Here is a 3,563-nt window from a genome sequence, read left to right on the forward strand (position 1 = left end):
CGCGCCCGACGGGCGCGTGGCGGCGGCGTACGACGAGGCCGGGCGCATCTGCGATGAGGACGTGATCCAGAACGAGGCCATCGGCCGGCAGGGGCTGGAACTGATCGAACAGGTGGCCAGCCTGCGCCCCGGCCCGGTCAATATCCTGACGCACTGCAACGCGGGCTGGATCGCGACGGTGGACTGGGGCACGGCGCTGGCTCCCATCTACATGGCGCATGACCGGGGCATCGACGTGCATGTCTGGGTGGACGAGACGCGCCCGCGCAACCAGGGCGCATCGCTTACGGCGTGGGAGCTTGGCCGCCATGGGGTGAAGCATACCGTCATTGCCGACAACGCCGGTGGCCACCTGATGCAGCACGGCATGGTGGATATGGTCATTGTCGGCACCGACCGCGTGACCCGCACGGGCGATGTGGCCAACAAGATCGGCACCTATCTCAAGGCGCTGGCGGCGCGGGACAATGGCGTGCCCTTCTGGGTGGCGCTGCCTTCGACCACCATTGACTGGACCATAAGCGACGGCGTGCGCGAAATCCCGATCGAGGAACGTCAGGGCCGCGAGGTCACGCACATACAGGGGCGTAACGAAGCCGGTGTGCCCACCACCGTCCAGCTCGTGCCCGATGGCAGCGGCGCGGCCAACCCGGCCTTCGATGTCACGCCTGCGCGACTGGTCACGGGGCTGATTACCGAACGTGGCCGCTGCCCCGCCACGGCGGATGGCCTGTGCGACCTGTTCCCCGAATACGTCTGACCCGCCCACGCGGGGCGGGCAGTTACCTATAACCTTGACAGGTGGGGGCAGGATTGGCTTTGTCGCGCCAGCAACCGGGCGCGTACCAACAGGCCGCGCCCCCCGGAATCTGGTAGAATCAGGACAAGAGCATGCATCCCTATCGTACCCATAGCTGTGCGGCCCTGCGGGCTGCCGACGCCGGGCAGACGGCCCGCCTTTCGGGGTGGGTACACAGCAAGCGCGATCATGGCGGCCTGCTGTTCATTGACCTGCGCGATCATTTCGGCATGACGCAGATCGTGATCCCGGCCGGTTCCCCCGTGCTGGAAACGGCCGAGCGGGTGCGGGTGGAAAGCGTGCTGACGGTGACCGGCGAAGTCGTGCTGCGTGACGGCGCGACCGCGAACCCCAACCTGCCCACGGGTGAGATCGAACTGCGCGCGCGCGAAATCGAGGTGCAGTCCAGCGCCGACGTGCTGCCGCTGCAGGTGGCGGGCAACGAACACTACCCTGAGGATCTGCGCCTGACCTACCGCTACATCGACCTGCGGCGTGAGAAGGTGCATCGCAACATCATGCTGCGCGCGCAGGTGATCGCGAGCCTGCGCAGGCGGATGACGGATCTTGGCTTTGTGGAGTTCCAGACCCCGATCCTGACCGCGTCCTCACCCGAGGGGGCGCGTGACTTCCTGGTGCCCGCGCGCATGCATCCGGGCAAGTTCTACGCGCTGCCGCAGGCCCCGCAGCAGTTCAAGCAGCTGGCCATGGTGGCCGGGTTCGACCGCTATTTCCAGATCGCGCCGTGCTTCCGTGATGAAGCGGCTCGCGCCGACCGTTCGCCCGGTGAGTTCTACCAGCTTGATTTCGAGATGGCGTTCGCGACACAGGAAGACGTGTTCGCGACCCTTGAGCCGGTGATGGAAGGCGTGTTCAGGGAATTCGGCGGCGGCCGCATTGTCAGCCAGGCCCCGTTCGCGCGCATTCCCTACGCCACGGCCATGGAAGTCTATGGCAGCGACAAGCCCGACCTGCGCAACCCGCTCCAGATTTCCGATGTGACCGAAGCCTTTGCCGGGTCCGGCTTTGGCCTGTTCGCCCGCATCGCGGCCGATGGCGGCCAGATCCGCGCCATCCCCGCGCCGGGTGCCGGTGACCGCCCCCGCGCGTTCTTTGACAAGCTCAATAACTGGGCGCGCGAATCCGGCGCCGGTGGGCTGGGCTACATCATCTTCGCGGAAGATGGCGGCAAGGGGCCGATCGCCAAGAACCTCGAGGCCGACCGGATCGAGACCATCCGCGCCAGAACCGGGCTGAAGGCGGGCGATGCCGTGTTCTTCGTCGCGGGCAAGGGGGACGAGATGGTCCGCTTCTCCGGCAGCGTGCGCACGCGCGTCGCGACCGAGCTTGACCTGATCGAACACAACGCCTTCCGCTTCTGCTGGATCACGGATTTCCCGATGTACGAGCGCAACGAGGAAACGGGGCAGATCGACTTCTCCCACAACCCCTTCTCCATGCCGCAGGGGGGGATGGAAGCGCTCCAGACACAGGATCCGCTGACCATCAAGGCGTATCAGTACGACATCGTGTGTAACGGCATCGAACTGTCCTCGGGCGCGATCCGTAACCACCAGCCCGATGTGATGATCCGCGCCTTCGAGATCGCGGGCTATCCGGCCAGTGAGGTCGAGGCCCGCTTCGGCGGCATGCTCAACGCCTTCCGTTACGGCGCGCCGCCGCATGGCGGGTCCGCGCCGGGCGTGGATCGCATCGTGATGCTGCTGGCCGATGAGCCGAACATCCGTGAGGTGATCCTGTTCCCGCTCAACCAGCAGGGCCAGGACCTGATGATGGGCGCGCCCGCCCCGGTCGAGCCGCAGCGCCTCAAGGAACTCTCCCTCGCCCTTGACCTGCCGCGCCCCAAGCCCGGTCAGGCGAAGGGCTGAGCACATGGCCACGGCGGGCTGTCGGTTCGTGCCACGCCGTGGCCGATATGACCCGGCGGGCATGCTCGCGGCGGTCATGATCGCGGCCCTGTGGCGGGGAAGCGCCATGGCCGCGCCGCCCGCCATGCTGGCCCACCGGGCGGTGTATGACCTGGCGCTTTCCGCCGTAAGCGGCGGCGAGGTGGTCACGGCGGAGGGGAAACTGACCTTCGTCCTGTCCGACATGTGTTCGGCATGGTCAACGCAGCAGCAGTTGCACCTGCGCACCACCGGGCGCGGCGGGGCGGAAGCGGTCAGCGATTCGGATTATGCCGTGCTGGAGGAAAAGGACGGCTCATCCCTGATTTTCCGCGCCGACCAGACGGAAAACGGCAGCCCCGCCCCCCGTATCGCGGGGGAAGCGCGGATGGGGCCCGCGGGCGGCCGGGTGCATTATACCGCCCCCGTGGCGCATGACGTGGCGCTACCGGCCAACACCCTGTTTCCCGTTGCGCATACCGCCGCCATCATTCAGGCCGGGCTGGCGGGCAGGGGGCAGATTTCCCCCAATCTGTTTGATGGCACGGTGGATTCCGGCGCGCTGGGCACCTATGTGCTGCTGCTTGGCCGGCAGGCGCCGCCTGTCGCCACGTCCTTTACGGCGCTGGCCCCGCTTGCGGCCGTGCGCGCGCATGTGGCCTATTACAATACCGCCACGCGCGACATGGCCCCGATGTTCGAGACGGGCATGCGCTATTTCGCCAATGGCGTGGCCGACAGGGTGGAACTGGATTTCGGTCCGTTCCGTATGGCCGGAACTGCGGGAGTTCAGGCCGCTTCCCGTGCCCGATCACTGCCCTGGCACGGGTGCTCCGGCCGGGCGGGGGGCCGTCAGC

3 protein-coding genes are annotated in these 3,563 nt (G+C 67.2%); all 3 read left to right on the plus strand.

Going from position 1 to position 3,563, the window contains the following annotated elements:
- Positions 1-760, plus strand: a 760-nt coding sequence (gene mtnA, locus JCM25156_RS11390) for an S-methyl-5-thioribose-1-phosphate isomerase (protein WP_025813175.1), incomplete at its 5' end; no start/stop codon positions are given.
- A gap of 131 nt (positions 761-891) precedes the next feature.
- Positions 892-2,688 carry an aspartate--tRNA ligase gene (aspS, locus tag JCM25156_RS11395; RefSeq protein WP_025813176.1) on the plus strand — a complete coding sequence of 599 codons (1,797 nt, stop codon included), beginning with the start codon at positions 892-894 and terminating at the stop codon, positions 2,686-2,688.
- A 4-nt stretch (positions 2,689-2,692) separates the two neighbouring features.
- Positions 2,693-3,563, plus strand: an 871-nt coding sequence (locus JCM25156_RS23755) for an EipB family protein (protein ID WP_084296505.1), incomplete at its 3' end; no start/stop codon positions are given.

Source organism: Komagataeibacter kakiaceti JCM 25156 (genome assembly GCF_000613305.1).

Bases quoted from the DNA above. Each gene is read 5' to 3' on its own strand.
- aspS (WP_025813176.1), top strand. From the start codon at position 892: ATGCATCCCTATCGTACCCATAGCTGTGCGGCCCTGCGGGCTGCCGAC.